We start from the raw sequence: 6,800 nt of genomic DNA on the forward strand, positions 1-6,800 counted from the left end.
TTTTATAACCGCCAGCGACGTCACTCGCGTCTTGGCAATATATCGCCAGCCTTGTTTGCTGAAAATTTTAATCGGCAGTCACAGGCAGCTTAGAACATGAGTGTCCGCTATTGACAGTACACCTCATTCTAGCCTAAAGCGCATTGCCGGGTCGCGGCATACATTCAAAGCGAACTAACTTTACCTCCCATCAAAACAAGATTAGCTTATGACTACCTTATCGGCTTACGCAACTACTATCACGATGCGCATACAAATATTATCCCAAAGAGAGGGTAAAGGGTCATTCAGCGGAATCACAATAGAAACTGACATTTGTAAAAATACCAAATCAAAAACACAACAAAGTGAGTATGAAATGATTGCGATACTTTAAATCAACAGACACACCACCCGATCCAAGTACAAGCAGTGACCCAAAGCGACCAGGGCAGCAAGCAAACATAAGGAGCATTGCATGAGACTATTTTCTAATGTTCAAAAGTTGCCTAATCAATAGCCTATTCGCTTCGACCATAGCTGGTCGCATTTCGATAGTCGACAACACGGGACTATGCACCGACGTTGTGCATCTAACATTATTATTTGCGTCCTTACTTCGCTTTTCTGTTTCAGGCGCCCGGTTAGCGCAGTATCGAGAATCGTCTTGATTAACCAATCGTCTATCTTCGATATCCTTATAAAGCTTCTTCAGTGCATCCCCAGAGACAGTGAACACGTCGCCGTTTTGCTTGATAACTTCAGCGATGCCGTCAAATATTCTGACTCGTACACCGGTTCCAACGAAATTCTTAAAACTATATTTGGCTCCGTTAGGTTTTTCAATCGTGGAGGTTTCAGATACATCGTTCATACGAAGAATTTGCAGAGCTCGCTTTTCATAATCGCTAGTTGTTTGAATCATTCTTGAAATATATCGGTAAAGTCGATTACCGTTGATTCTGAACTTTTCACAGTATGATTTGGCTACAGTCCAAATATGCTCAAGTTTATAGCCGGCTGTATGCGCTAATCCCCTGAGCTTGCAAATACCCGTTTCCTTTACCCCGAACGCCTCTAATTCGCGTAATTCCTCAGGGAGGGTTATTGGGTTTTTGCCTTTGTTTTCTAAAGAAATCTTTAATTGATCTTCTTTAAAACTAAGATCTATGTATACAGTACCGTCGGACAAAATTGTCTCATCCTCAATCTGATTTATTGTTTTAGATTTCGTAGGGAGTTTCACCAACGAACAAAAGTCGGCTGAAAACTGATAACGAAAAGAACTAAACGTGCCCCAGTCTGTCCTCCCTGGGGAAACTGGTGACAGCCAGGTGAGCGACTTAAGAATTTGCATCGTTCGCTGCACTGTCTTGTAACTTACGTCAGCTCCTTCCGCAACCATGTCTAATCTGGCTCGTATCGGGAACTCACCATCACCTTGGTTTACCCGAGTGAGTAGGCACTTTAGTACCCTTTTACCTGCCTTTGTCAGGATTGAGAATGCTGGGTGGGTCTCAACCCGGAGAATAGACTGCTGAATAACCTTTGGATACTTCTGATAGGGTTTAATAACATCATGTACAGTAGGGACGTGCATATACCACCTCGATCCAAGCAAAGCTTGAAAAAGTTTTGACAAATGGGTCTTAGGGGAATAAGATGAAGTTCTCAGGTTTCTTCTTATTTTCCGGCAGACTCGAAATACTTAAGTAGGCCCCAAAATATCAAAAGCCCCGATTTTCCAGATCGGGGCTTTTGTATTTAAGGATTTTCAAATTTGTTATATCATTTTTGGAATCCTTAATTATTCTAGTAGAATAATTTATTCAATTTCAACATTATTAGATTTACTGATCTCGGACAATTTCTCCGATACGCGTTTTTGCACCATATTTGCGTCAATGGTTGGGTCGCTGATTTTCACAGTAAGCACCCTACCGTCAAGTACAGCAGAAAATATCTGTTTGCCAGAGTCATCAGTGATAACAAGTGGGGTAGGGCCTTTTTTACGAGAACCTATCCCAATCATTTGCTCGACCCAGCTACGTATTCCGTTTTGATCTGCACCAGAGTTCAATCTACCAACTGCCTCAGTGATTAACTCAAGTCTCTCTGGGTACTCTGCAACTAGCTTGTGTATTGTTTCAGAGCAGTTATAGCCAAACAGATCGTGCTTGCTTTCGAGCATTTGAACAATTGGCTGCGGCAACTTACTCATGCCAATGCACTTGGAAACAACAGCCTGGCTAGTAGCAAATTTCGCAGCACAATCAGATTGATTTTTGGCCAGACCTCTACTCAGTGCACGGGAAAATGCCTTTCCTCTTTCGTAATCGCAAAGGTCCTCTCTGCCTTCATTGTGAACAAGGGTGGCAAGTTCGGCCTCCTGGTCATTCATATGAATGACGTAAGCCTTGATCGTTGTCCAACCCAAGTTCCGCGCTGCGCGCAAACGCCTATGCCCTGCGATCAACTCGTATCTAGTTCCAACCGGCCGAACTTGAATTGGCTCTTTCTGTCCTGCAGAAGCTAAGGTGTGTCCAAGGTCATCAATAGATTCGCCACGATAGACTGATCTTGGTTGATATGGACTATCGTCAATTAGATCAAGAGGAAGATCTACATAATGTTTGCTTTCATTTGTTGGAACATCCACCGTGGCGACGATGTCAACAATTGAATCTCCCTGAATCGGTCCAGGGTCCTTAATGGTCCCAGCCGCAATGAGCCCGGATACTTTTATTTGTTTGCTTGCCATAACCGCACTTTTTATGATTTCTGACCCGAAAGAGGAATATTGTGGAACTTAATTAAGGACTTAGATAAATCAATAATATCCCGTGCACCCACGCTACCCGGCTCGCGTTCGAGAACAGGGCCAGAATTCGTGTCATCAAATAGATCTGTCTGCCGAAGGAATCCAATGAAATCTCGGACGATGGTGTCGTTAATCTTGCCGTTGTACTCTCCAATAATGAATTGGAGCGATTCTTGGTGTGGCTTTTTGGTCTGGTTGAATTTATTGACAATAATATGCATGTCGAGGTTAAAACCCCTCTGGGTCATAGCACTATTAATTTCGAGTATATTTGACTTCAGCACATCCAACGCTTTGACTGATTCAGGTTCCGGATTGACCACAGCCATGATAGTTTTTGATGCAATCATGAAACTTTGAGTGAGTAACGAAGAAGCAGGCGCGGAGTCGATAATTATTGCTTCATACTGACAAAAGAAATCTTTTTCTTTTTCAAGTAATCTTAAAAAGGTGTTCTCTCTACCAATCGCAGAGATTAACCAGGTATCAGCATTTGCCAGTGTTATATCTGCGGGTATTAAATCAAGCATACCATGTGAATAAATTGGAACAATCGCATCTTGAACTTTCGGGAGTTCACCCTTTGACGCCCTTTGCATAAGGGTGCCAATATGGGTAATCTCCTGGCTAACATCAACACCAAACATTTTGCTAAGCGAACCTTGAGGATCTCCGTCTATGACAAGTACCTTGTGGCCAAATTGCGCAAGACATGCAGCGATATTGCCTGCGATTGTGGTTTTGCCGGTGCCGCCTTTTGCCATTCGAAAATTGATTACTGGAGGTAAAGAACGTTGTTCTTTATCTTCCAATCCGAGCAAATGTAATCTGATTTTTCTGATCTCAAACGGTTGGTAATATTTATGCGCCGAATTCTGATCTTCGCCGCGATAAGTATCCCTGAATTTCCGATCTGAATCGGTGAAACCCGAGAATTCTTTCGCTAATTTAAGGCGAACACCAAGATAATTACGCATAACAATCCTTTATTTTTTCATACCAGGTTGCATAATAAATTACATCCCGTACATTTGCAAGAAAAATTAAAATAAAAAAACATACAGCCAAAAAATGTGCAGATGTCTAAATATCGACTCTGGGTTGCAATGTTAACCTGGTGTTCAATTTGCTGTTAGGTGCAAAATTTCAGCAATATTACTTGAATTGCGCTGCCCGGTTTTTTTGAAACGGTATGAAAAATACGAAGAAATAGCTTTTTTCTACTCGAATTTTAAAAAAGGACCTATTTCAAAGTCGAAAAAATAGGAACCAGATGCTATAAGCTTTTTCGTATAAGCGACCGTTTGGTGTCGCATCTACTGCATGTAGAGCCGAAGTTCCACTTTATGCATCGTCCTGCCGTGGCGATAGTAAGAAAGAGTACTATGCTATGATTCTGGTAGTTCAAGACGTAACAGCAAATGCAATTAACGAGCAAGCCCCTGAGCCAAGAAACATTGTCTGGTAGTGACGTTAGAGTTGGTAGATCAACGTATTTCGTTGTAAGCTGATTTTATTATCAGTGATAACTTTTCCGTTAATTGCATTTTATTCGTATGGACATTTTCGATACCCCTGAAAACTGGGACTTAGCTCCCCTGGAGGCATTCCAAGCCTTCGTCAGAACAGAGGCTTTTGTATCCTTGGGGCGGCGCCCAAGGGGCCTACAAGGGAGTTCTGGTGAAAGCGCACGCCCTATGCGTGCTTCAGCTATGACCGTCTATATCGCGATGTTTGGTAAATTCCTTCGCTACCTGGACGGAAAGCCGCTGCGCGCAGTATCGCCAGGTGATATTGTGCGGTTTCTTGATGGAGGGGAGGCTGAGAAAGGGGAGGGAAACACAAAGCCTTTGAGCCTTATCAGGGTGAGGTATTTGAGGCTGTTGGAGCGGGTGTATGCGCATATTGCGATGGAGCCGAATCCAGCAACTATTGCTACGGTTGAGTTGTTTAACAGTGCTTCAACTGGGAGGGATAAGTCAAAGGTGGCGCTCACGCTGGAACAGCAGGCGCTGTTCATCCGGAATTTGCCCTTGGCAAGCCCGTATAAGGGCCATGGGAGCTTTGAAGGCTGGAAGAAGAGGCGTGATAGGGCGATGCAGGCGATCATGCTTGGGGCGGGTCTTAAGGTGTCGGAGGTCGTTGGCCTGTATATTGAGAATATCGGGGAGATCGATATCAATGGTTCGGTTCCGATCAGTATCTCTCCTGCATCGGTTGATGGGAACGGTACCAACCATCGGACACAATTACGCCCCTTTGCGGTGGATATCGTGATGGACTGGGTGATGGAGAGGAAACAAATGGGCCTGGCCACCAAACTATTGTTCCCTGCCTCTTTGACAGATTTGAAGCCGTTGAACAAGGCGACGGTTTACAGACAAGTCACAGCTACCTTCGAACGTGCCGGTATTGAAACCACCCATAGCGGCGGCAGAACGCTACGCAACTCTTTTGCATTTCGTGAGCTTCAGAAAGAAAATGCCTCGGTTGAGTTAGTAGGGCAGTTTCTCGGCCTTAAGAAACAGGCTTCCGCGCAGAAGTATTTGTTCCTGGTCGAGAAAGAAAAGCGATTAAAGCGAACAGCATGATCAATAGTGCGAAGTTCTAAGCCATTGATTTAAAAGAATTTGATTAGCAAAATAGAAGATTACTAGCACTCGGAAATGTACGGATTGCAGTTTTACAAAATAAATAAATAAATTAAAAAATATTTAACGTTATGAAAAATGTAAAGCGATGCTTTAGAGCATTTGCGGCCAATTTTCTAAAGACTAGGGGTTGATGCCCCTCGAAATGTGTGGACCTTTGCCCACAACGCTAGTAGACCGCTTTTCCCGCCCTTTTGCAAGTATTTCAAGCAGAAAATCCCGGTGATATCCGCCCCTGCCCGGATCGTAATCAAATCGCAAGCTTCATTGGATATTGGGGTCTAGCTCTATCAAGATTGCGTACTACAAAATACGACGTTTTACGACAGAAACACTCCACCTTCTTTCTGCCTAAATCATTTTTATGAGCAGGCTTTATACTTGGCAGCGATAGCATGTAAAAAAATCTGTAGAATTCCGTACGGTCTCAAGCTATACAGTCTGGTGGATCTGGAAAAAAGGCTCTTAAGGCAATACCAGCAACCATGATAATGAGTCTGTTTTGATCAGCAGGATGATGATGTTGCGCATGCCTTCGCATCGCGGTTCACGTTAATCGTGAAAAGGATCGCTGCTTTCTCTCGTTGGGCCTAATGACGTGAGGCCCAAGTCTGTCCCATACAAAAGACAGCAGCCAGATATCTAACCAGAATCGCCTTCTCTAAAGATACTACTACTTGCAATCCAGAAAAAATTTCATAAAATAAAGCAGGTATAGGCTAAAGTCGAAGAGGTAACTATGGATTTTGAGATAAGTGGCCTGGCATACTTGGTTTTGATAGTGCCAGCGGTCACAATTGTAGTGTCTGGATTATATGCAATCGCCAGCTACCGCGGTAAACGGGCTGAGCAGTTTATGCAATAATAATGCATATTAATTTACCCTTCCTTAGAGCTACATCCTACTATTATTGCCTTGAAAGAATTTAGGGCACCTCTGATTAGGTCCAAAATCGCAAAATTAATTTTCGAAAAATCAATGACTTACGAATGGCGAACCGGACTTAATCAGAGGTTCCTTAGTTCACCATCGCTGACAATATGGTAAAACATCGTTGTGGTTGAGTTTTTTGGAAGCCTTTGATTCAACTGACAAAATTTCTGTCAAGGAGATATGGAAGTGACTTTAAGACGAGTTTTTCAACAAATCAGAATTGCAGCCAAAGAAACACCACGGTTGTATTTTGCTCCTCTAATAGGAGCCGTAAAAGGCATTAGGGCTGAATTCGCACGAATCGAGAACGCTGAGAAAGAGTCTCCCCCAAAAAATAGTTTGCCATAGGTAGCGTAAAATAAATTTAGAATTTATCGGTAAGTAATAATTTTTTTCCAAAAGCATTTTTCTGAAG

Annotated in this window: 4 protein-coding genes; 1 reads left to right on the forward strand and 3 read right to left on the reverse strand. The window is 43.0% G+C overall.

From position 1 onward, the window contains the following. Positions 1–463 precede the first annotated feature (463 nt). The 3 genes from H8L47_RS27800 to H8L47_RS27810 all read right to left on the reverse strand — a co-directional run bounded on the left by H8L47_RS27800 (position 464) and on the right by H8L47_RS27810 (position 3,777). On the reverse strand, positions 464–1,579 hold the full coding sequence (locus H8L47_RS27800) for a hypothetical protein (protein ID WP_186957082.1): 1,116 nt from the start codon (positions 1,577–1,579) through the stop codon (positions 464–466). A 225-nt stretch (positions 1,580–1,804) separates the two neighbouring features. Further along, entirely contained in the window at positions 1,805–2,740 is a 936-nt protein-coding gene (locus H8L47_RS27805) for a ParB/RepB/Spo0J family partition protein (protein ID WP_186957083.1), read from the reverse strand. Positions 2,741–2,751: 11 nt separating this feature from the next. Further along, positions 2,752–3,777 carry a ParA family protein gene (locus H8L47_RS27810; RefSeq protein ID WP_186957084.1) on the reverse strand — a complete coding sequence of 342 codons (1,026 nt, stop codon included), beginning with the start codon at positions 3,775–3,777 and terminating at the stop codon, positions 2,752–2,754. A 735-nt stretch (positions 3,778–4,512) separates the two neighbouring features. Between H8L47_RS27810 and H8L47_RS27815 the strand changes: the two genes are divergently transcribed. After that, positions 4,513–5,391, forward strand: coding sequence for a tyrosine-type recombinase/integrase (locus tag H8L47_RS27815; protein WP_222616711.1), 879 nt, complete (start codon positions 4,513–4,515; stop codon positions 5,389–5,391). Positions 5,392–6,800 lie beyond the last annotated feature (1,409 nt).

This window comes from Undibacterium umbellatum (assembly GCF_014284125.1).
GTDB lineage: Bacteria > Pseudomonadota > Gammaproteobacteria > Burkholderiales > Burkholderiaceae_D > Undibacterium > Undibacterium umbellatum.